This window comes from Luteitalea sp. TBR-22 (assembly GCF_016865485.1).
Taxonomy (GTDB): domain Bacteria; phylum Acidobacteriota; class Vicinamibacteria; order Vicinamibacterales; family Vicinamibacteraceae; genus Luteitalea.
On sequence record NZ_AP024452.1, the window covers coordinates 6066383 to 6086968 of the forward strand.

The window sequence follows — 20586 nt, forward strand, 5'->3', positions numbered from 1 at the left end:
CCCCCGCACGAGGAGCAGCGCGGCATGACCTTCACCGCGCTGCTGCTCGACAACCCGCAGTTCCGCCGCGTGTGGATCGCGCAGGTGGTGAGCCAGCTCGGCGACTGGTTCAACGCCGTGGCCGTCTACGCGCTGCTGCTCGACCTGACCGGGTCGGCCACGCTGGTGGCGGCGATGATGGTCGTGCAGTTGCTGCCACTGGCCCTGGTCAGCCCGATGGCCGGCGTGGTGGTCGACCGGATGTCGCGCCGCACGCTCATGATCGGCGCCGACCTGGCGCGAGCGGTGCTGTTTGCCGGCCTGGTGTTCGTGCGATCGGCCGACCAGATCTGGCTGGCATTCGTGCTGGTCACGCTCGGCGTCATCGCGACGGCCTTCTTCGAGCCGGCGCGCACGGCCATGCTCCCCGACGTGGTGCCGCGCGAGCACCTCATGACCGCCAACGCGCTGTCGGCCGCGACCTGGGCGGTGATGCTCACCATCGGCGCGTCGGTCGGCGGGGCGGTCACGGTGCTGGTCGGCCGCGACGCCGCCTTCGTCTGCAACGGACTGTCCTTCCTGGCCTCGGCCGCCGCGCTGCGCGGGCTGCACGTCGTCGAGACCCACCACACGCAGCCGCGCGACGCCGCGAGCACCGGCGTGCGCGACGGCCTTGCATACCTGCGCCGGCACCCGGCGACGATTGCGCTGCTCAGCATCAAGGCGGTGTGGGCGGTGGCCGGCGGAATGATGCTGCTGCTCACGGTGTTCGGCCAGCGCGTCTTCGCGACGACGCCGGGCGAGACGGCGGCACGCGGCATCGGCGTGCTCTTCGCGGCGCGCGGCGTCGGCGCCATCGGCGGCGCCCTCCTCGCCCGCGCGGTGCAGGGGCGCGATGCGGCCCGCCTGAAGGCGCTCGTGCCCTGGTGCTACGGCATCGCGGCGCTCGGCTACCTCACGCTGGCCAATGCGCCCACGCTCTGGGCCGGCGCCCTGGCCGTGGTGTGGGCGCACGTGTTCGGCACGCTGCTCTGGGTGCTGAGCTCGGTGCTGCTGCAGTTGGTCGTCGAGGCACGGGTACGCGGGCGCATCTTCGCCGTCGAGCTCGCGCTGCACACCTTCGTGTCGGCAGCCGCCATCCTGCTCACCGGCTACGGCCTCGACAACCTCCACATCGCGCCCCGTACTCTGGCCACCTGGCTGGGCGCATTCTTCCTGGCACCAGCGGCGGCCTGGGCCATGGCCCCCAGGGTAGGGCGCGGCCTCCGACTGCGCCGTTAGCCAATCATTCCAACGGCGGGGTGGGACACCCCGCCCTACTTGGATGCAGCGGGACACCCCGCCCTACCTCGACGCGGTGGCATCACTTCGGCCGACTCGGCCTGATCTCCACGCGACTCGGCAGGCTGCGCGGACTGCTGGCCAGCAGGTCGAACACCACCTGCGCCACGTCGTCTGGCGACAGCTTCCAGTCGGTGCCGGCCGCGTCGCCGCCGGGTGAGAACGCCGTCTGCACCGAGCCGGGCATGACCGTGGACACCCGGATGTTGTCCTGCCGCACCTCGAGCATGAGCGACTCGGCGAACGCGTTCAGCCCTGCCTTCGACGCGCAGTAGGCCGCGCCGCCGGCAAACGAGTTCCGGCCGGCCAGGCTGCTGATGTTGATGATCCAGCCACCGCCCCGCTGCTTCAGCGCCGGAATGGCCGCTTTCGTGCAGAGGAAGACGCCCGTGAGGTTGGTGGCGATGAGCCGGTGCCAGTCGTCGATGGCCATGTCGGCCACGGGCGTGAACGTGCCGACGCCCGCGTTGTTGATCAGCGAGTCGACGCCCCCGAACCGTTCGGAGGCCGTCCGCACGAGGGCCTCGGCCACGGCCGGGTCGGCGACGTCGCCCTGCACCGTCGCCACGGCAGAGGCCCCGAGTTCGGCGACGACCGCCTCGAGATCCGGCTTCGAGCGGCCCGAGAGGACGACCCGGGCGCCGCGGGCGACGAACCCGCAGGTCAGGGCGAGGCCGATCCCGCGGGATCCGCCTGTGACGATGGCGACGTGGCCGGCGAGTTGAGGCTGGGAAGTCATGCCCTTACACTACCGGGGTCGCGCGGCTCGCGCCACGCCCACGTCCATGCCCTTCGTCGCCATCCTCGGAGCCGGCCCTCTCGGCGGTGCCCTCGCTTACGCGCTGGCCTCGCGGGCGCGCTTCGACGAGGTCCGGCTGATCGACCCCGAAAAGACCCTGGCCGCCGGCAAGGCGCTCGACATCCTGCAGTCGGGCCCGGTGGACGGCTACAGCACGCGCGTGACCGGCAGCGCGTCGCTGGAAGCCGCGACGGGCGCCTGGGTGTCGATCCTGGCCGACCCCATCTCGCCCGACCCGCTCAGCCACCTCGAGCAGTTGCACAAGCGCTCGCCCGGCGCCCTGATCGTGTGCGCCGATGCCGCGCACCAGCTCGTCGTCGCTCGCGGGGTGGCCACCGGCGCCGTGCCACCCGACCGCATCGTGGGGGCCGCGCCGACCGCCGCCGCCGCGGCCGCCCGGGCCCTGCTGGCCCTCGACGCCGATGTCAGCCCCGCGGTGGTTCACGTCGGGATCGCGAGCGGCGCCCCAGGGCCGTGCGTCATCGACTGGGCGCGCACGTCGGTGGACGGAGTGCCTGCCGAGGTCGCCTGTCGTCGCGACCAGCGGGAACGCGTCGACGCCAGGCTGGCGGGCCTGTGGCCCCCTGGACCGTACACCCTGGGCGCAGCCGCCGCGCGCGTGGCCGAGGCGGCGTGGTTCGGATCCCGCCAGGTGTACCCGTGCTGGTGGGTGACCGACGGCGGAGCCACGCCGGCAGGTGTGTCGTCGTTGCGCTTCTCGCCCGGGGGGCGGGCGCGCATGGTGTCGTCCGGACCGACTGCCGGGCTCGTCGGGTCCGGCGCGAGCCGCTGACGTGCTGACGTCCCTGCTCATCGTGGCCTCGATGGTCGCGGTGACGGCGCTCTACGTCGCGGCGGAGTTCGCCGCCGTGTCTGTCCGCAAGAGCCGCATCCGCCAGATGGCCGAGGACGGCCATGCGACGGCCCGACGCCTGCTGCCGGTCCTCGACGATGCCGCTGCCCTCGACCGCTACATCGCCGCGTGCCAGGTCGGCATCACCCTCTCCAGCCTGATCCTGGGCGCCTATGGTCAGATTGCATACGGTCCGGCCATCGCCGCCCAGTTGCAGGCGCGGCTCGGACTCGACCCACTCGCCGCCTCGTCAGCCGCCGCGGTCGTCATCCTGCTCGTGCTCACCGTCGGCGCGATGGTCGCTGGCGAGCTCGCGCCCAAGTCGCTCGCGCTGCAGTACCCGACCGAGATCGCGCTCTACTCCTACTGGCCGATGCGCTGGTCGCTCTGGCTGCTCGGCCCGTTCATCTGGTTCCTCAACGGCTCCGGCACCCTGCTGCTCCGCCTGCTCGGCAGCGCCCACGGCGCGCATCGCCACGTGCATTCCCCCGAGGAGATCGAGTTGCTGCTGGCCGAGAGCCACGACGGCGGGCTGCTCGAGCCCGACGAGCTGCGCCGGCTGCAGCGCGCGCTCCGCTTCAGCCTGCGTACGGCGCGGCAGCTGATGACGACCCGCGACCGCATGCAGTGCGTCGACGTCATGACGCCGGTCGAGCAGGTGCTGTCGATGGCGCTCGACTCCTCGCAGGCCTACGTGCCGATCTACCGTGACGCGCCCGACAACGTCATCGGCTTCCTCAACACCAAGCGCCTGCTGGTGCGGCACGTCGAGGGCCGCCCGGTCCGATCGGTGCGCGAGCTGCTGCAGCCGGCTCCCCGGGTCGAGGAGACGATGACCGGCGACCGCCTGATCGCGGAGCTCCGCCGCCACCGCACGCACCAGGCGATCGTCGTCGACGCCGGCCAGGCCGTGGTCGGCATGGTGACGCTCGACGACATCCTGTCGTCGCTGCTCGGTCCCACGCCCGACGAGTTCACGCAGTCCTCGCTGCGCATGCCGGCGCCGCGCGCCACGAGGTCTCGCGCATGACGATGCTCATCGTCATCGTCGCGGTGCTGGTGCTGCTCAACGGCCTGTTCGTCGCCGCGGAGTTCGCCATCGTCGGCACGCCGCGTGTCGCGATCGAAAAGCGGGCGGCGGCCGGCGAGCGGATCGCGCAACGCGTCCACCAGGTGCTCACCGATTCGCGGCGGCAGGATCGCTACATCGCCACGGCGCAGCTCGGCATCACGCTGGCGAGCCTCGGTCTGGGCATGTACAGCGAGCACGAGGTGGCCGAGCGGCTCGTGCACCTGTTCGAGGGACTCGGCGTGGCGCGCTACGTCGCCGCGCACACGCTGGCGAGCGTCGCGGCGGTGGCGCTGCTCACGTACGTGCACATCGTCTTCGGCGAGATGGTGCCCAAGTCCATCGCGCTGCAGCGGGCCGAGCGCACGGTGCTCTGGATCACGCCGGTCATGCTGGTGTTGCAGACCATCTGCTATCCGCTGGTGCTGGTGCTCAACGCGCTTGGCAACCTGCTGTTGCGCCTCATCGGCGTGACGCGGCAGGAGCGATCGCATGAGCACCTCTACTCACCGGAGGAGCTCGCCTACATCGTCACCGAGAGCCAGGCCGGGGGGATGCTCCGGGAGGAGTCGGGGCGGATCCTCCGCGAGCTGTTCGAGTTCGGCGACCTGACCGCGCGCGAGGTGATGACCCCGCGCGTCCGCCTCGCGGCGCTGCCGCTCGGCGCCGATGCCGCGACCGTGACCGAGACGGTGCGCAAGGCACCCTACACGCGGTATCCCGTGTACGAGGGCGACATCGACGAGCTGACCGGCATGGTGAACGTGAAGGACCTGCTGCTGCTCAAGTCCAGTGGCGCGGTGCTGACGCCGGCGATGGTGCGCGCCATCCCCACCGTCCCGGAGACGGCGACGCTCGACGTCGTGCTCGAGACGCTGCGCGAGGCGCGGGCGCAGATGGCCGTGGTGATCGACGAGCACGGCGGCACCGCCGGGGTCGTGACGCACGAGGATCTGTTCGACGAGGTCATCGGCGAGGTGGCCGAGGGCGCCAGCGAGAAGACCAGCATCTATCGCGACGCGCGAGGCGTGCTGCACGTGAGCGGGACGTCACGCGTCGAAGAGGCCGGGGAAGCGCTGGGCGTGACGCTGGAGCACGAGGCCGTCGACAGCGTCAGCGGCCTGATCCTCACCGTGCTGGGCCGCCCCCCGCATGTGGGCGACGTGGTGACCTACGACCACGTACGGTTCGAGGTCACCGAAGTGGAAGGCCTCGGCGTGAAGTCGTGCATCGCCGAGGTGGAGACGCCGGCAATTTGAAATTCGACATTTGAAATTGGCGGGCCCGCGGCTTTGCCGCCGGGCCTCGCGATATCTCGTGCGAGCGAAGGCCGGGAGGCCGAGCCGCCGAGAATTTCAAATGTCAAATTTCAAATTGCAGTACGGCGTCAGGACGCGACCGAGTGCAGCGAGAGGCCGCTGCTGAAGTCGGCGAGGCGCTCGCGGAGGATGAGCCGCCCGCGGTGCAGGCGCGACTTCAGCGTCTGGCTCTTCACCTTGAGGACCTGGCTCGCTTCCTCGGTGGACAGGCCGTGGATGTCGCGCAGCACGATGGGCGTGCGGTAGATCTCGGGCAGCCCCTTCATCGCCTCGGCCAGCCGGTCACGCAACTGACCACGCAGGACCGCCTCGTCGGCCAGGCTCGACCAGTCGGCGGCCTCGCGCAGGCGCCGCACGCCGTCTTCCTGATCCTGCCCCTGCATCTCGTGCTCGGAGACTTCGGCGGGGCGCGTGAACTTGCCGTTGCGCAGCCGCGACATCGCCGTGTTGAACGTGATGCGGTAGATCCAGCTCGACAGCGCCGCGTCGCCGCGGAACGCCTCGACCTTGTTGACCACCTTCATGAGGACGTCCTGAGTCACTTCCTCGGCGTCCTCGCGGTTCTTCATGTATCGGAAAGCCAGCTGGTAGACCTTGCTGCCGTAGGCGCTGGCCAGCGTCTCCACGGCGCCGGGCACGCCGGCCTGCAACTGCTCGATAAGGGCTCGCTCGCTCTGGCTGTCTCGCTTCATCTCGCCTCCGGGGACAAGAACACCGGAGACGAGGAAGTTATTCCCGTCGTCGATACGCATCACCTGTGGCTCCGACCCAGAGAGTACCGCCTAACCATGGACACCCTGTGACGAAGGGCCTAGACCTTGGTATAGGCCGACGGCGGCCCGGCGGGGGTCCCCGAGAGGGACGCTCAAGCGACGTCGAGGCCGAAGACCGCGCACAGATGACCGACCACGGCCGCCTCGACGTCGGCCATTGCCGGCGCGGTTCCGAGGATGCGCTCGAGGGATGTGACGCCGCGGTCGGCGATTCCGCAAGGAACTATCAGGCCGAAATGCCCGAGATTGGTGGTCACGTTGAGCGCGAACCCGTGGCTGGTCACCCAGCGGGAGAGGCGCACGCCGATGGCCGCGACCTTTTCCTCGCCGACCCAGACGCCGGTCAGGCCCGGCTTGCGCCCCGCCTCGATCCCGTAGCCGGCGCACACCCGGATCAGCACTTCCTCGAGGTCGCGCACGTACTTGTGGGCGTCCATGCGGTCCGGCTTGAGGTCGAGGATGGGGTAGCCCACCAACTGGCCGGGACCGTGGTAGGTCACGTCGCCGCCGCGGCCCGCCTCGAACAGCGCGACCCCCAGGGCGCCGAGCTGCTCGTCGGAGGCGAGGACGTGCTCGCGCGACTGCCGCACCTTGACCCCGAGCGTGATGACCGGCGGGTGCTCGAGCAACACCAACGTGTCGGGGATCGTCCCGGCCTTGCGAGCAGCAACCAGCTCGGCCTGCAGCGCCAGCCCGGCGTCGTAGGGCACCAGGCCGGCGCGCCTGACGACCAGCGGCTTCATCAGCTCCAGGACTCGAGGGTCGCCTTGACGCGGCTCATGAACTCGTCGGCGACGGCGCCATCGACCAGGCGATGGTCGTACCCGAGCGTCAGGTAGCCGCGCTGGCGGATCGCGATCATGTCGTCGACCACGACGACGCGCTTCTCGATGGTGCCGACGGCGAGGATGGCGACCTGCGGCTGGTTGATGATCGGCATGCCGAACAGCGTGCCGAACGATCCGGGATTGGTGATCGTGAAGGTGCCGCCGGCGACGTCTTCCGGCTTGAGTTGCTTGGCGCGCGCTCGCGATGCCAGGTCGGCGATGCCGCGGGCGATGCCGAGCAGGCTCTTCTCGTCGGCCTTGTGGAGCACCGGCACGATGAGGCCCCAGTCGAGGGCCACGGCGTACCCGAGGTTGACGTGCTTCTTGTAGGCGACGCGATCGCCGTCGATGGCGGCGTTGAGCACCGGCATGGCGCGCAAGGCCTGCGCGATCGCGTGCGAGATGAACGACAGGTACGTCAGGTTGACGCCGGCCTGCGCGAACTCGGCCTTGAGCGCCTGGCGCGCCGCGGCCACCTTCGTGAAGTCGATCTCGAAGACCGAGTGCACGTGCGCCGACGTGCGCCGGCTGTAGATCATGTGCTCGGCGATCTTGCGGCGCATCACCGACATGGGCTGCACGTCCACGGGCTCGCCGGGCTGGAAGGCCGGGATGTGGAGGCCACTGGCGGCGTGTCCGGCGCCTGGTGCGGCCGCCGGGGCATGGGCGCGGTCGTCGAGGTACTGCAGGATGTCGTGCTTGGTCACGCGTCCGCTGATGCCGGACCCGTGCAGGTGCTGCAGGTCGACGTGGTGCTCCTCGGCGATGCGGCGCACGAGCGGCGACGACTTCTGCCGGCGACGCGCGATCGTCGGGTCCTCGTCGTCTCCGGGCGCGGCCAGGGCGCGGTCTCCCCCTCGACTCCGCTCGGGGCGAGCGACGGCGCCGTCCACCGCTGCAGGGGCGGCGGGCTGCCCACCGACGTCGTGTCCAGCCGTCGGCGGCGCCGCCGCGGCGACGGCGGGACTTGCGGCCGTGCCGTCGGGCTGTGGCGTCGAGGCGGGGGTCGCCGCGGGAGCCGGCGCAGCCTGGGCAGCCGCAGGCTGCTCGCCTGCCTCGCCGAGCACGGCCACCACGGTGTCGACGGGCACCGTCTCGTTCTCGTGGACGCGAATCTCGAGCAGCACGCCGGCCGCCGGCGAGGGGATCTCGGCATCGACCTTGTCGGTCGAGATCTCGAACAGCGGCTCGTCGCGGTCGACCGTGTCGCCGGTCTTCTTGATCCACCGGACGACGGTCCCCTCGGTGACCGATTCCCCCATCTGGGGCATGACGACGTTGGTTGGCATACAGCAGGCTCAGGGCTCGGAAAGCAGGCTCAGGGCTCAGGGCTCAAGGCGCGGAGACAGGCTCAAGGCTCAGGGCTCGAGGCTCAGAAAGAATGCTGCAGGCTCGAGGCTCGAGGCTCGGGACTCAGGACTCAGAAGCGCCCTGGTGGCTCGGGCTGAAGGCATCGGTGCCGCCGACCGAACCATCGGGAAGCTCTCTGAGCCTTGAGTCTGTAGCCCTGAGCCTTCATTTCACATGTGGATCGCCGCGCCGTGCGTCGCGTGCGCCGCCTCGCCCACGGCTTCCGACATGGTCGGGTGCGCCTGGATGGTGCGGATCAGCTCCTCGACGGTGCATTCGAGGCGTAGCGCGAGAGTGGCCTGCGACACCAGTTCGGTGGCGCGCGGGCCGATCATGTGCACGCCGAGGATCTCGTCGTACTTCGTCTCGGCGACGATCTTCACGAACCCCTCGGTCTCGTTGGCGATCTTGGCGCGGCCGAGGACGCCGAACGGGAAGGTGCCGACGCGCACGTCGTACCCGCGCTCCCTGGCCTGGGCCTCGGTGAGGCCGACGCTGCCGATCTCGGGGTCGCAATACGTGCACCCGGGCACGTGGTCGTAGTTGATCGGCCGCACGTGGTGACCGGCGATGCGCTCGGCGGCCAGGATGCCCTCGGCCGACGAGAGGTGCGCGAGTTGCTTGTGGGCGCCCGTGCCCAGCGTGATCACGTCGCCGACCGCCGAGATGCCCGGCACCGACGTGCGCATCAGCGGGTCGACCTTGATGTAGCCGCGCTCCATCTCGAGCCCGAGCGCCTCCACGCCGAGGCCCTCGGTGACCGGGCCGCGGCCGGTGGCCACCAGCAGGTACTCCGCCGAGAGGGTCTCGACCTTGCCGTCGGGCAGTTGCGCGGTCACCTCGACGAGATCGCCCTTGTTGACGGCGCCGGTGACCTTGGTGCCGGTGAGGACGCGAATCTTCTTCTTGCGGAAGCTCTTCTCGAGCGTCTCCGATACCTGCGCGTCCTCGTTGGGGACGATGCGGGGCAGCAGCTCGATGACGGTGACCTCGGCGGTGCCGAAGCTGTTGAAGATCGAGGCGAACTCGACGCCGACCGCGCCCGAGCCCATCACGATGATGGACTTCGGCACCTCGCGCATGCTCATCGCCTCGTTGCTGGTGACGATGCGCTTGTAGTCGAAGGCGATGCCCGGCACGCTGCGGGGCGAGGAGCCCGTCGCCACGACGATCTCCTTGTTCGCGGTGACCTGGCTGACCGAGCCGTCGGCCGCGGTGACCTCGACGGCCCCCTTGCCGAGCAGCCGGGCCGTGCCCTTGATCCACTCGATCTTGTTCTTCTTGAAGAGCAGGCCGATGCCGCCGGTCAGGCCCTTGACGATCTTGTCCTTGCGGTCCTGCACGACGCCCATGTCGATGCCGACCTGCGCGGCCTCGCCCAGGGTGATGCCCCAGTCCTTGGCGGCCTTGGCCACCTTGTAGGCGTGCGCGTGCTCGAGGAGCGCCTTGGTCGGGATGCACCCCCAGTTGAGGCACGTGCCGCCGAGTACCTGCTCCCGCTCCACGACCGCCGTCGACAGCCCCAGCTGGGCCGCCCGAATGGCCGCCACGTAGCCGCCCGTCCCCGCGCCGATCACCACGACATCGAATGCGCTCGCCAACCCCGACTCCTCTGGGAAGCCGACCCGGATAACCCGCGGGCCGGACGAAGGAAACCATCAATTATGGATCACCGGGCACCGGGCACCGGGCACCGGGCACCGGGCACCGGGCACCGGGCACCGGGCACCGGGCACCGGGCACCGGCCACCGGGGTTGGGGGCTGGGGCCCTTCGCCCTCCCCCTGCCCCCTTCCGCCTTCCCGCCTTCTGCCTTCCCGCCTTCCGCCTTCTCCCTTCCTCCTTCCCCTGAGCCGTGAGCCCTGAGCCCTGAGCCGTTCGCCGTTCGCCGTTCGGCGTTGAATAATGACCCCGCCATGCCGCTGCCCCAGAAGACGCTGCTGATCGTCGACGACGACGAGGGGATGCGTGACACGCTGACGGCGATCCTCAAGCGGGAGTATCGGGTGCTGACGGTGGCCTCGGCCGAGGACGGCCTGTCGCGGCTGCGGCAGACCCGCATCGACCTGATGCTGCTCGACGTCCGGTTGCCGGGGATGGGCGGCCTCGAGTTGCTGCGCCAGGTGCGGGAGCTGCACGACCAGGTCGAGATCATCATGATCTCGGCGATCACCGACGTCGAGACCGCCGTGCAGGCGATGAAGCTCGGCGCGTACCACTACATCACCAAGGAGTTCGACTACGACGCGCTGCGCGCCCTCGTCCGCAATGCGAGCGAGCGGCAGGACCTGCGCAACCGTGTCGAGTCGCTGACCGCGCAGGTGCAGGCGTTCGACGAGGAGTTCGTCACCGGCACCAGCTCGGCGATGAAGGCGGTGGTCAGCCTCGTGCAGAAGGTGGCGCCCCTGGACACCACCGTGCTGATCACCGGCGAGAGCGGCACCGGCAAGGAGATGCTCGCTCGCCGCATCCATGCCGAGTCGGACCGCCGCAAGGGCCCCTTCATCGCCGTGAACCTGGCCGCCATCCCGAGCGAACTCGTGGAAAGCACGCTCTTCGGGCACGAGCGCGGGGCGTTCACCGGCGCCGTCCGCCAGCAGCTCGGCAAGTTCGAGCTCGCCAATGGCGGCACGCTGTTCCTCGACGAGATCGGCGACCTCAGGCTCGACCTGCAAGCCAAGCTCCTGCGGGCCATCCAGGAGAACGAGATCGAGCGGGTTGGCGGGAGGCACCCGCTGCGGGTCGACATCCGGCTCGTGGTGGCAACCAACGCCGACCTCTCCGAGGCGGTGCGCGCCGGCAGGTTCCGCGAGGACCTCTTCTACCGGATCAACGTGATTCCCGTCCGCCTGCCGCCGCTGCGCGACCGGCTCGAGGACATCGGGCAATTGCTCGAGGTGTTCATCCGCCGCTACGCCATCCGCTTCAGGAAGGTGGTCCGCGCCATCGAGCCCGCCGCCCTCGCCGTGCTCGAGCGCTATCGCTGGCCGGGCAACATCCGGGAACTGCAGAACCTGGCCGAACGCATGGTGGCGGTGTGCGACAAGGCCGAGATCACCGAGGCGGACCTGCCGCTCGAGGTGCAACTGGCCGCGCTCGACGCCCGCGAGGCCAACGCCTCCGAGAGCCTCCTCGACCAGGCCGTGGCCGCCTTCGAGCGGAGCTACCTGCTCAAGGCACTCGAGAAGGGCGAGTGGAACGTCGCGGCGACCGCCCGGCAGCTGCGGCTCCCCCTCAGCACCCTCAAGCACCGGATGAGCCGACTCGGCCTGTACGACGTGACCCGCCGGCTCCGGGAGTCGTAGGCCGGCCAATTGCTACCTTTTGGTGTCGGCGCCCCGTCAGGATTGCTGTAACTGCGAACACTCGGGGCACGCTGGTTGGCAGAAATCGCGCTCCATGGCCGGGCCGTCCCGGCGTGATCCGCCCCGGATGTCCAGAAACTCGTGCCACTTGCCGAAATACCAACCATGGTTGGCTCGGCTGGCATTCATCTGGCAACTCCGGCGGCCGCGATGCGCGCGTCCCGCTTCACCCTGTCCACGCCGCTCCCGGGGTCCGACGAGGTCTTCCTCTTCAACACCCTGACCGAGAGCCAGATCGTCGTCTCCCCCGACGTGGTCGACCTGATCGCCCGGGTCGACCGGGGCGAGCCGGTCGCCGGCACACGCACCACCCGCGAAGCCATCCGTCAACTGGCCGAGCTCGGGTTCCTGGTGGAGAGCGCCGAGGCCGAGCAGCGGGCCCTCGAGGCCTTCTTTCGCGACATCCGTGAGGACGCCACCCACCTGCGGGTCACGGTGCTGACGACCCTGCAGTGCAATTTCGCGTGTGACTACTGCATCCAGGGCGACCACCAGGACCACGACGCCCCCGAAGGCCGGATGTCGCTGGACACGGCGGCGCGCGTCGGCGACTGGATCGAGGCGCGGCTCGACGCCCTGGGCTCGCCCCGCTTCACCCTGACGTTCTTCGGTGGTGAGCCGCTGCTGAACCTGCCGGTGGTGTACGCCCTGGCCGAGCGGGCCTGGACGGCCTGTCAGGCCCGCGGGGTCGTCATGACCATCAGCATCATCACCAACGGCCTGCTCCTCACCGAGGCCGTCGTCGACCGCCTGCTGCCGTTCGGGCTGGCCGGCGTCAAGGTGACCCTCGACGGCGACCGCGCCACGCACGACAGGCTGCGGCCGTTGCGCGGCGGCCAGGGCACCTTCGACCGCATCATCGCGAACCTGCGCGCCGTGGCCCCGAAGGTGCGCGTCAGCCTCGGCGGCAACTTCGACGTCGAGAGCGTCGCCTCGTACCCGGCACTGCTCGAGTTCCTGCGCGCCGAGCCGTTCGCCGACCGGATCGCGAAGCTGACCTTCAAGCCGATCATCCGTGGACCGAAGACGGGCCGGGCGCTGGCCTCGTCGGCCGTCGACGGCCGACGCGTGATTCCACTGGTCGAGGCCGACCGGCAACCCGCTCTCGGCGGCACGTGCATGACCGCTGCCGGCGCCGGGTCGGGCTCGACGCCCTGCGACACCTGCGGCCTGGCAGACGACGCCATGGGCCGGCTGCGCGAGCAGACGCTCGCGGCCGGGTTCCACACGCCCGATGGCGTCCACATGGGCCCCTGCGAACTGCATCGTCGCCACGCCAGCACCATCGGCCCCGACGGCTCGCTCTATCCGTGCCCGGGCTTCACCGGCGAGCCCGGCCTTCGCGTCGGTCACGTGCGCGCGGAGCGCCACGACGCGCACCGTGCGACGCGCGAGCGTTTCGACAGGCACGCGCCCTGGCGCGCCTGCGGCGACTGTGCGCTGGTGCCGGTGTGCGGCGGCGGGTGCTCGGTGGCCGCGCACAACGAGCAGGGCGACCTCGACCTCCCCAACTGCCACAAGCCGGCGATGCTCGCCGCGCTTCCGGCACTGGCCGCGGCAGCGGCCGTTCCCGCCTGACCGGCAGCCGCCGGCCAGCGTTCCCTCAAAGGAGTGCATCCGTGACCATTCGAGTCGTGCAGCGTGGGTCCCTGAAGGACAAGCCGTATTGCCCGTTCCTGATCGACGTCCCGATCGAGGAGGTGCCCGAGAAGTAGGCCGGACGCCCTGCGCGGACCCGCGGGACCGCCCGTCGCCCGGGCGGCCGGGGGACCGCCCCTCCGTTCTGCGGCATGGCGATCACCGCGGGCGCAGGTTCGTGATACAAGCAGCCACGGCGAACCGGTCCTTCGACAGAGGAGGTTCGCCGATCGCTGCGTGATCGCGCCTTTCGATTGCTCACCCGGCGCTCGCGCCGACACGCGACCAGCCGCGCTCCTCGCGGTGGCGTGCGCGTCGGTGTGCCTCATCACCGTCGCGACGGGCGCGTGCCGCCGCGACGATCCCGTGCGCCCGCGGCCGGCGGCGTCGCAGCACGTCACCATCGCCATTCCGAGCCTCGTGGCTCCCGACACTCCGCTGCTGTTCGTCCTGACGCAGACACGCCTGATCAGGCTCGACGCCACGGGCGTCGAGCAGCCGGCCTTCATCGAGCGATGGTCGTCATCGCCCGACGGCCTCACCTGGACGCTCGTGGTGCGACCCGACGAGCGGCTGCACGACGGCACGCAGGCCACCGCGGCAGACGTCGCGGCACGCATCCGCGAGGCCGCGGCCTCACCCGACGCCGGCCCCGGCCTGTGGCCCGTGGTCGGGGTGGACGCGCTCGACGACCATCGGGTGCGCATCCGCCTGAAGGAGCCGACGAGCCTGCTGCTCGAGACCCTGGCGCTCGCCGAGGCGCTTCCGGCCGGCGCGTACCGCAACGTCGCCCCGCCTGATGCGCCGCCCTCCCTGCGAGCCGTGGTTCGCGCCGGCGAGCCCGCGCCGGCCATCGGCTCGGTCGACATCAAGCGATACGACACGCCGCGCGCCGCCGTCGTGGCGCTGCTGCGCGGCGAGGTGGACGTCCTGTACGAGGTGCCGGGCGAGGCCCGCGCTCTGCTGGACGCCGACGGCGGCGTCCGCATCTACCCACACGTGAAGCCGTACGTGCTGACGCTCGGCCTCAACCACCGCCATCCCCTGCTCGCCCGGCGCGAGGTGCGGCTGGCGTTGAACGCTGCCATCGACAGGCGCGCCCTCGTGACCTCCGTGCCGGGTGGCGTGGGCGTGCCCGCCGCCGACCTGCTGTGGCACCAGCACTGGTCGCGACCGCACGCCGACGACGGCCGCCTGCTCCGCCACGACCCGGCCGCCGCGCGGGCCTGGCTCGACTCGGTGGGACTGACGCGACGCGTCGACCCCGGCGGCGTGGTGAAGCCCCGCCTGACACTGCGCTGCCTCGTGCTCGACGAGCCGCTCTCGGTCCAGGTCGCGGCGCGCCTGCAGCAGGCCTATGACGACGTGGGCATCGCGCTCGACCTGGAGGCGGTGTCGCTCGAGCAGTTGCTGACCCGCCTGGAGACCGGCAAGTTCGAGACGTTCGTGTCCCCGATGGTCAGTGGCTACGGGATGGGCATGGCGTACCTGCAATACGGGCCGCACGACCGCCCGCGCATCGTCGACGATGGATACGTCGCCGGGGCGCGTGCCTCGGAGGCCATCCGTCGCGCCTCGTCGCGCGAGGCACTCGCCGCCGCGATCGCCGACCTGCATCGCGTGCTCATCGACGACCCGCCCGCGGTGCACCTCTTCTGGCAAGAGACCAGCCGTGCGGTGGGCCGGCGCATCACGGTCCCTGCCGAGGCCGGCGACGTGCTCGCCTCCCTGCCGCGCTGGGGCGTGGTGACGCCCCCATGATCCCGATCACCCGCCGGATGGCACTGCTGGTCACCACCGCTGCGCTCCTCCCGCTCCTCATCTTCGGCATCGTCGCCGGGGTGACGCTGCGCGCGACGACGCGGAGCTCGGTGCTCGAGTCGCACGCCGCCATCGCCGAGCGCGCTGCCGAGGCGATCGGCCTGTACCTGCAGTCCACCGAGCAGATCGTGCGATCGGCCGCGTCATACATCGTCGGCACGGGCCTCACCCGCGCGCAGCAGGATCGCGTGCTGTGGAATCACGTGATGATGGAGCGGCAGATCCGGTCGCTCACGCTGTACGACGCGGAGGGGCAGCCGGTGGCCAGCAGCCTCCTGACGGGCACGCCGCCGCCGCTGCCGGCGCGGATCACCTCGGACTTCGCGCTGCTGCCGGTCGACCTCGACGCCGACGAGTTGCCGCGCACGCGGATGACGCTGCGCCTCAGCGAACCGCTCGCGCCGTATCTCGTCGCCGAGCTGAAGCTCGAGGAATTGTGGCGGGTGGTGGATGGGGTCACCGTCGGCGCCAGGGGCCGCGCGCTCCTGGTGGACGAGTCGGGACGCATCATCGCCGACGGCCGGCGCGGCGGCAAGGCGCGCATCGCGCGGGGCGAGCGCCTCGGCGATCATCCGCTGGCGGCGAGCGGCACCCCCGGCTCGGCGCGCTACGTCCGCGGCGACGGCGTGGAGGTGCTGGCGGTGTCGAGCGCGCCCATGGCGCTCGGGTGGCGCGTGATCGTCGAGCAGCCGGCTGAGGACGCCTTCCGTCCGGCGCGGGACCTCGAGCGCCAGTTGCTGCTCTTCGTGACGCTGGCGCTGCTGGCCAACATCGCCATCGGCATCGCGGCGGGTCGATCGCTGCTGCGGCCGATCTCGGACCTGCTCGCGGGCATCCGCGCCATCGGCGAAGGTCGCCTCGACGAGCGCGTGCACATCACGCGCGACGACGAGTTCCGGCTGCTCGGCGAGGCGTTCAACGCGACGGCCGACAAGCTCGGCGAGCTGCAGCAGTCGGCGATCCGGCAGGAGCGTCAGGCGATGTTCGGCCGCATCGCCGCCGGCCTGGTGCACGACCTCTCGCATCCCATCCAGAACATCAACAACAACTGCAAGCTCGTGCTGCAGATGCACGACGACCCGGAGTACCGCGCGACGTTCGCGCGGCTGGTCAAGCGCGAGTTCTCGACCATCCAGCGCACGTTCGAGGACCTGCGCAACCTGGCGCGGCCGATCCCGCTCGAGCGCTTCGCGGTCGACACGGGCAAGCTGGTGCTCGACGTGGTCGAGCGGATGCAGGCGCAGGCGTCGGTGGCCGGCGTCACGGTCGCCGCCGGCGTCCTGCCGTCGCAGCCGGTCTACGTCGAGGGCGATCTCTTCGCGCTCGGCCGCGTGCTGCGCAACCTGGTGCTGAACGCGCTGCAGGCCACGCCGCCGGGCGGGCGCGTGTGGATCGAGGTGTCGGGCGACGAGCGACGCGCGACGATCAGCGTGAACGACACGGGCTGCGGCATCCCGGCCGATCGCGTGCAGGCCATCTTCGAGGACTTCGTCACGACCAAGCGCCGCGGCCTCGGGCTCGGCCTGGCGATCTCGCGGAAGGTGGTGGAGCAACTCGGCGGATCGATTTCCGTCGAGAGCGTGGTCGGCGAGGGCAGCTCCTTCACGCTCTCGTTCCCCCGCCTGACGCGCATCACCACGGGATGAGCACCACGCGGCAGGCGATCGTTGCCGATCGCCGTCGCCGCGTCCGGGCAAAACCAAAAGCCCCGCGGGACGCGCGTCCGGCGGGGCCTGGTCCGTTCGGTCGGCGTCGCGCGGGGCGCGCCGGGCTCGCGGGTGCTACTTGCGCGGCATCACGGCGTCCTTCATGGCCTTCACCACGGTCGCCTTGACGCGCGTCTTGGCCGGGATCTTGATCGGCTCGCCGGTGGCAGGGTTGCGGCCCATGCGCGCCTTGCTCTTGCGCACCGACAACTTCACCACACCGGGGAGCGTGAACTCGCCCGAGCGCTTGAGTTCCTTCTCGGCAAGCGCCGCGAGCTCGTCGAACCAGTCACGCACCTCGGTGCGCTTCACCTCGAACTTGTCAGCGAAGAACGCAAAGAGTGCCGACTTGGTCATCTTCTGGGCCTGGGCCATCCGCTTGTCTCCCCCCATTGCACGCACGCGATTTCTGAAGCGTGCCGCGAAGTCGTGGCGCGCGTGTCACGATTTCCGGCCAAAAACGCAATGGCGCCAATGCTAGCGACACGCGGAGCACGTGTCAATTGGGCGGGAATGGCCAAACTGCGCGATGTACACTCCATTCATGGCCAGTGGCGGCATCGAGACCTTTCCGAACCCGCGTCCAGGACGTCCGTACGAGATCGACACCCGTTGTCCCGAGTTCACGTCGATGTGCCCAAAGACGGGCTTGCCCGACTTCGGCGAGATCCGCATCACGTACGTTCCCGACGCGACCTGCATCGAGCTGAAGTCGCTCAAGTACTACCTCCTCGAGTTCCGCAACAAGGGCGTCTTCTACGAGGCGCTCACCAACCAGATCCTCGATGATCTCGTGGCGGCCTGCGCGCCCGTGCGCATGACCGTGGTGGGCGACTTCACGCCGCGCGGCGGCATCCGCACGACGGTGACGGCGACGTACACGAGGGACTGACGCGCGCCGGCCCTGGTGATCAGGGCTTGGGCCCTGGGCCTTGGGCCTTGGGCGTGCGACCTTCCGGCATTCCCGGCATTCCGGCATCGCGGCAGTGTCAGACCCGCATCCCGTTCCGATCGGTCCGGAGTTCGATCTCCACTCGTTCGCGCCGCGCGACATCCCGGACGTGGTCGACGCCTACCTGCAGGAAGCGCATGCCCTCGGCCTGCGTGAGGTGCGCCTCGTCCACGGGCGCGGCATCGGCGTGCAGCGGGCGCGCGTGCAGCAGGTGCTGCACGCGCATCCGCTCGTTTCGTCGTATCGCGACGACCCGCGCGCCCACCTCGGCGCGACGCTGGCAACGTTGAGGGACTGAACGGGGTCGGAGCGCCCTCGCTCAGTTCCCTGTCGTGGAGCGACTCCGGCTCGAACGCGCGCGCGCGCCGAGCACGCACAGCGCGGCGCCCAGGAGTGCCAGGGCATGGGGCTCCGGCACCGGGGTCGGGCCGGTCGGCAGTTCGCTGGCCAGGACCACGCCGTCGGCATTGGCAAAGCGCGTCGGGATCAGCGATCCGAGGCGACCGTACAGTTCGATGTGGCCGGCGTACGGCCCACCGGGTGGGTTGTAGCTCTCCAGGGCCCCGACGTACCCCAGATCGGGGCGCTCCGCGAAGTAGAAGTAGTCGGCGTCTTCGGCAGGCGTCGGATTCGGCCAGTCGGGCCCGGTGACGTTCAGGCGCAGCGTGCCCGCGAAGGTGTGTGGCGTGGCGCTGTCGGAGAGCAGCCCGGTCACGCGGAACGAGAAGGCGCTTTCCGGATAGATGTAGGTCTGCGGGTTGCCGTTCGAGTCCGTGTACGGGAGGACCCCGAACCACCCGCCGTTGACGAACGTGAACGTGCCGAGCAGGAACTCCTGGCCGGGCCCGGTGACGACCTGCGTTGCCGCCGGCGTGAAGTTGACGCGGTTGACCGCATCCTTCGAACCGCCGAAGCTCTGCCAGAACTCGACGGTCGCCGCCGCCGCGCCGCTGGACGTGAGGTCGAGGGCGCCCATGCCGATGCCGGCCGAGGTGAACAGATCTCCGGGGTTGCCGGGCAAGGGCACCCAGGCCTCGAGCGACCTCGGGGTGGTGTCCCCCTCGCGCTGGAACCGGGTGCTCACCTCGAAGGGGGGATTCCCTGGATACGTGTGAGACCACGTGGGTCCGGTGTAGCCGAGGAACCCGCCGCTGAAGCTGATGGTCGTGCCGCGGGCCGTTCCTGCGGTGACTCCCATCGCTCCCATGGCGACCACCAGCGCAAGCCCTGCGTGACGTCTCCGCATCGACACCCTCCCGGGTTGACGGCCGACCGGAAAGCCGGCCGACCCGACGTGGAGTGGTCGTGGCAGCCGATTTCGTGACAGCCCGCCGTCGGGCAACTTCAACAGCTTCAGCCCGAGCCCCGACGGCACGAAGATCGCCGCGAGCACGCCCACCATGGCGAAGACCGAGGTGTGGGGCCTCGACGTGATGGCGCTCCTCGCGCAGCGGTAGGGCGGCGTGCTTGGCTCGCCGAAGCCGCTAGGCGAAGGCGGGTCCCACGCCGCCGCTATCCACCAACGGCGCGGTCGGACACAGATTGGATGAAGTGGCTGGCCCCCGCGAGCTGACGGGAGGCCCGTCGCTCACACTGACACGTGCTCGAGGCACACAGTGAGAGGAGCCAGCCATGGACCATGTTGCAATCGATCTCGGCGGAAGGGAATCCCAGATTTGCGTGCGGCGGCCCGACGGGACCGTCGTCGAGGAGCGGCGGCTGCGGACGCACGAGGTGCCGCGGTACCTGGGCGAGCGGCCCGGCAGCCGAGTGATTGTCGAGACGTGCAGTGAGGCCTTCTGGGTGGCCGACGCGGCACGGGCGGCCGGGCATGAGGTGCGGGTGGTGCCGGCGACCCTGGCGCCGACCCTGGGCGTGGGGGCGCGCCGGATGAAGACGGACCGGCGTGATGCGCAGGTGCTCAGCGAGGTGTCCTGCCGCATCGACCTGCCGTCGGTGCATATCCCGAGCGCCGAGGCGCGGGCGGCCAAGACGCTCTGCGGCATGCGCGACGGGCTGGTGCGCAGTCGCACGCTCCTGCTCAATACCGTGCGCGGCTGGCTGCGGACGCAGGGCCGCCGGCTGGCGAGTGGCAGCGTGCACACCTTCGGGGCGCGCGTCCGCGCCGCGGTAGGCGAGCCCCTCCCGAGCTACGTGGCCCGGCAGCTGCAGCTGCTGGAGCACCTGCATGCCGCCATCGCGGACGCCGACCGCGAGGTGACGGCCTGGGCCACGGGCGACCCGGTCGCGCGCCGCTTGCTGACGGTCCCCGGAGTCGGCACGGTGACCGCCGTGCGGTTTGTGGCGGCGCTCGACGACCACACGCGCTTCGACGGCGCGCACGCGGTGGAGGCGTATGTCGGGCTGGTGCCCGGCCAGGACTCGCGTGGCGCGCGGGCGCGTGACCTGGGGATTACCCAAGCGGGGGCCCGCAGCCTGCACTGGTGCCTCGTCCAGGCCGCGCACTGCGCGAAACGGACGCTGAAGCCGGGGCCGCTCCGCGACTGGGTCGACGCCGTGCAGCACCGGCGCGGGCGCCAGGTCGCCGTCGTGGCCTTGGCGCGCAAGTTGACCGGCATCCTGTATGCGATCTGGCGGGATGGCACCCGCTTCGACCCGCACCGGACCAACGCCGCGCCGCTGGCCGGGTAACCGCGCCACGGCGGCACCGCCCTGCTGGGGTCGGCTGCCACGCGCGGGTGATCGCGAGTAGGGCGGTTCTGGCGCCTTCGGGCGACCACGAGGAACCGATGTGCGACCCCGCCCCGCAGCAACCTAGTGCGCCCCTGAGCGCG

18 protein-coding genes are annotated in these 20586 nt (G+C 70.6%); 11 read left to right on the forward strand and 7 right to left on the reverse strand.

Annotation, left to right across the window (positions count from 1 at the left end):
* The first annotated feature begins 24 nt into the window (after positions 1 to 24).
* Positions 25 to 1260, forward strand: a complete 1236-nt coding sequence (locus tag TBR22_RS25025; protein WP_239490571.1) for an MFS transporter — start codon at positions 25 to 27, stop codon at positions 1258 to 1260.
* A gap of 82 nt (positions 1261 to 1342) precedes the next feature.
* Here the strand turns inward: TBR22_RS25025 and TBR22_RS25030 are convergent, their stop codons facing one another.
* Positions 1343 to 2059, reverse strand: coding sequence for an SDR family oxidoreductase (locus TBR22_RS25030; protein WP_239490572.1), 717 nt, complete (start codon positions 2057 to 2059; stop codon positions 1343 to 1345).
* On the opposite strand from TBR22_RS25030, the gene TBR22_RS25035 reads away from it, so the two are divergent.
* From TBR22_RS25035 to TBR22_RS25045, 3 genes are read left to right on the forward strand one after another with little or no spacing between them, the layout of a single operon-like run.
* Complete coding sequence (locus TBR22_RS25035; protein WP_239490573.1) at positions 2058 to 2912, forward strand: hypothetical protein; 855 nt, start codon at positions 2058 to 2060, stop codon at positions 2910 to 2912. The genes TBR22_RS25030 and TBR22_RS25035 overlap by 2 nt on opposite strands.
* A 1-nt stretch (position 2913) precedes the next feature.
* Positions 2914 to 4002: a hemolysin family protein gene (locus TBR22_RS25040; RefSeq protein ID WP_239490574.1), complete on the forward strand. Its 1089-nt coding sequence runs from the start codon at positions 2914 to 2916 to the stop codon at positions 4000 to 4002.
* Positions 3999 to 5300, forward strand: a complete 1302-nt coding sequence (locus TBR22_RS25045; RefSeq protein ID WP_239490575.1) for a hemolysin family protein — start codon at positions 3999 to 4001, stop codon at positions 5298 to 5300. Before TBR22_RS25040 ends, TBR22_RS25045 begins: the two co-directional genes overlap by 4 nt.
* 128 nt (positions 5301 to 5428) lie before the next feature.
* On the opposite strand, the gene TBR22_RS25050 is transcribed toward TBR22_RS25045, so the two are convergent.
* The 4 genes from TBR22_RS25050 to lpdA all read right to left on the reverse strand — a co-directional run bounded on the left by TBR22_RS25050 (position 5429) and on the right by lpdA (position 9911).
* The gene (locus TBR22_RS25050) at positions 5429 to 6052 is read right to left on the reverse strand and encodes an RNA polymerase sigma factor (protein WP_239490576.1); all 624 of its coding nucleotides are present in this window, start codon (positions 6050 to 6052) and stop codon (positions 5429 to 5431) included.
* 173 nt (positions 6053 to 6225) lie between these two features.
* Complete coding sequence (gene lipB / locus TBR22_RS25055; protein WP_239490577.1) at positions 6226 to 6876, reverse strand: lipoyl(octanoyl) transferase LipB; 651 nt, start codon at positions 6874 to 6876, stop codon at positions 6226 to 6228.
* A complete protein-coding gene (locus tag TBR22_RS25060) occupies positions 6876 to 8249 on the reverse strand; it encodes a dihydrolipoamide acetyltransferase family protein (protein WP_239490578.1) in 1374 nt (457 codons plus the stop codon). Before TBR22_RS25060 ends, lipB begins: the two co-directional genes overlap by 1 nt.
* 231 nt (positions 8250 to 8480) lie before the next feature.
* Entirely contained in the window at positions 8481 to 9911 is a 1431-nt protein-coding gene (gene lpdA, locus TBR22_RS25065) for a dihydrolipoyl dehydrogenase (protein WP_239490579.1), read from the reverse strand.
* 314 nt (positions 9912 to 10225) lie between these two features.
* Between lpdA and TBR22_RS25070 the strand changes: the two genes are divergently transcribed.
* The 4 genes from TBR22_RS25070 to TBR22_RS25085 all read left to right on the forward strand — a co-directional run bounded on the left by TBR22_RS25070 (position 10226) and on the right by TBR22_RS25085 (position 16779).
* Positions 10226 to 11614, forward strand: a complete 1389-nt coding sequence (locus tag TBR22_RS25070; RefSeq protein ID WP_239490580.1) for a sigma-54 dependent transcriptional regulator — start codon at positions 10226 to 10228, stop codon at positions 11612 to 11614.
* A gap of 210 nt (positions 11615 to 11824) precedes the next feature.
* Entirely contained in the window at positions 11825 to 13252 is a 1428-nt protein-coding gene (locus TBR22_RS25075) for a radical SAM/SPASM domain-containing protein (protein WP_239490581.1), read from the forward strand.
* A gap of 297 nt (positions 13253 to 13549) precedes the next feature.
* Positions 13550 to 15073 carry an ABC transporter substrate-binding protein gene (locus TBR22_RS25080; RefSeq protein ID WP_239490582.1) on the forward strand — a complete coding sequence of 508 codons (1524 nt, stop codon included), beginning with the start codon at positions 13550 to 13552 and terminating at the stop codon, positions 15071 to 15073.
* A complete protein-coding gene (locus tag TBR22_RS25085; protein WP_239490583.1) occupies positions 15070 to 16779 on the forward strand; it encodes a sensor histidine kinase in 1710 nt (569 codons plus the stop codon). Before TBR22_RS25080 ends, TBR22_RS25085 begins: the two co-directional genes overlap by 4 nt.
* Positions 16780 to 16914: 135 nt before the next feature.
* Here TBR22_RS25085 and TBR22_RS25090 read toward each other — a convergent pair whose 3' ends face one another.
* Positions 16915 to 17196 carry an HU family DNA-binding protein gene (locus tag TBR22_RS25090; protein WP_239490584.1) on the reverse strand — a complete coding sequence of 94 codons (282 nt, stop codon included), beginning with the start codon at positions 17194 to 17196 and terminating at the stop codon, positions 16915 to 16917.
* A 187-nt stretch (positions 17197 to 17383) separates the two neighbouring features.
* Here TBR22_RS25090 and queF point away from each other — a divergent pair, with 187 nt between their 5' ends.
* Together queF and TBR22_RS25100 are read left to right on the forward strand one after the other, a co-directional pair.
* Complete coding sequence (gene queF / locus TBR22_RS25095; protein WP_370651556.1) at positions 17384 to 17731, forward strand: preQ(1) synthase; 348 nt, start codon at positions 17384 to 17386, stop codon at positions 17729 to 17731.
* A 94-nt stretch (positions 17732 to 17825) separates the two neighbouring features.
* Positions 17826 to 18089, forward strand: coding sequence for a Smr/MutS family protein (locus tag TBR22_RS25100; protein ID WP_239490586.1), 264 nt, complete (start codon positions 17826 to 17828; stop codon positions 18087 to 18089).
* 21 nt (positions 18090 to 18110) lie between these two features.
* Here the strand turns inward: TBR22_RS25100 and TBR22_RS25105 are convergent, their stop codons facing one another.
* Positions 18111 to 19037 (reverse strand): hypothetical protein, encoded by a 927-nt coding sequence (locus tag TBR22_RS25105; RefSeq protein ID WP_239490587.1) that lies wholly within the window; start codon positions 19035 to 19037, stop codon positions 18111 to 18113.
* A gap of 386 nt (positions 19038 to 19423) precedes the next feature.
* Here TBR22_RS25105 and TBR22_RS25110 point away from each other — a divergent pair, with 386 nt between their 5' ends.
* Positions 19424 to 20443, forward strand: a complete 1020-nt coding sequence (locus TBR22_RS25110; protein ID WP_239490588.1) for an IS110 family transposase — start codon at positions 19424 to 19426, stop codon at positions 20441 to 20443.
* Positions 20444 to 20586 lie beyond the last annotated feature (143 nt).

Excerpts from the sequence above, each read along its gene's own strand:
- TBR22_RS25025 (WP_239490571.1), top strand. The coding sequence starts at position 25 with ATGACCTTCACCGCGCTGCTGCTCGACAACCCGCAGTTCCGCCGCGTG.
- TBR22_RS25035 (WP_239490573.1), top strand. The coding sequence starts at position 2,058 with ATGCCCTTACACTACCGGGGTCGCGCGGCTCGCGCCACGCCCACGTCC.
- TBR22_RS25030 (WP_239490572.1), bottom strand. The coding sequence starts at position 2,059 with ATGACTTCCCAGCCTCAACTCGCCGGCCACGTCGCCATCGTCACAGGC.
- TBR22_RS25045 (WP_239490575.1), top strand. The coding sequence starts at position 3,999 with ATGACGATGCTCATCGTCATCGTCGCGGTGCTGGTGCTGCTCAACGGC.
- TBR22_RS25050 (WP_239490576.1), bottom strand. The coding sequence starts at position 6,052 with ATGAAGCGAGACAGCCAGAGCGAGCGAGCCCTTATCGAGCAGTTGCAG.
- lipB (WP_239490577.1), bottom strand. The coding sequence starts at position 6,876 with ATGAAGCCGCTGGTCGTCAGGCGCGCCGGCCTGGTGCCCTACGACGCC.
- TBR22_RS25060 (WP_239490578.1), bottom strand. The coding sequence starts at position 8,249 with ATGCCAACCAACGTCGTCATGCCCCAGATGGGGGAATCGGTCACCGAG.
- TBR22_RS25070 (WP_239490580.1), top strand. The coding sequence starts at position 10,226 with ATGCCGCTGCCCCAGAAGACGCTGCTGATCGTCGACGACGACGAGGGG.
- TBR22_RS25075 (WP_239490581.1), top strand. The coding sequence starts at position 11,825 with ATGCGCGCGTCCCGCTTCACCCTGTCCACGCCGCTCCCGGGGTCCGAC.
- TBR22_RS25085 (WP_239490583.1), top strand. The coding sequence starts at position 15,070 with ATGATCCCGATCACCCGCCGGATGGCACTGCTGGTCACCACCGCTGCG.
- TBR22_RS25090 (WP_239490584.1), bottom strand. The coding sequence starts at position 17,196 with ATGACCAAGTCGGCACTCTTTGCGTTCTTCGCTGACAAGTTCGAGGTG.
- queF (WP_370651556.1), top strand. The coding sequence starts at position 17,384 with ATGGCCAGTGGCGGCATCGAGACCTTTCCGAACCCGCGTCCAGGACGT.
- TBR22_RS25105 (WP_239490587.1), bottom strand. The coding sequence starts at position 19,037 with ATGCGGAGACGTCACGCAGGGCTTGCGCTGGTGGTCGCCATGGGAGCG.
- TBR22_RS25110 (WP_239490588.1), top strand. The coding sequence starts at position 19,424 with ATGGACCATGTTGCAATCGATCTCGGCGGAAGGGAATCCCAGATTTGC.